At 42.5% G+C, this 254-nt stretch carries 1 protein-coding gene; it reads right to left on the bottom strand.

Annotation, left to right across the window (positions count from 1 at the left end; translation table 11 throughout):
* On the bottom strand, window positions 1-254 hold a 254-nt coding region (locus R0K30_RS22695), incomplete at both ends, for an RHS repeat-associated core domain-containing protein (protein ID WP_410613193.1).

The following is a 254-nucleotide window of genomic DNA, read 5'->3' as shown; positions in this document are numbered from 1 at the left end:
CAAGGTCATCTGTTATTGTCGCTCCATTAAATGCATATACCGTTAGAGTACTTCCTACAGGGACTATTGCAGATTTAGTCTCATCTATAATCCCATGGCCAGCAAAAACAACCCTCTTAGCATCTCCTTCCTTACAACTCAACCCAAATGGATCCACCCAATTAACCGGATTCGGTGCATATTGGTAATGATTAATACCACCCACTAAACCAATCGGGTCTTGGTTTATGAAGCGTTGTTGTTTGGGGCTGTAG

Origin of the sequence: Bacillus sp. SIMBA_154, from assembly GCF_046536015.1 — a bacterium.
Taxonomy (GTDB): Bacteria; Bacillota; Bacilli; order Bacillales; family Bacillaceae; genus Bacillus; species Bacillus pumilus_P.
Note: the sequence above shows the minus strand (reverse complement) of the source record. Positions and strands in the feature narration are given on the sequence as shown.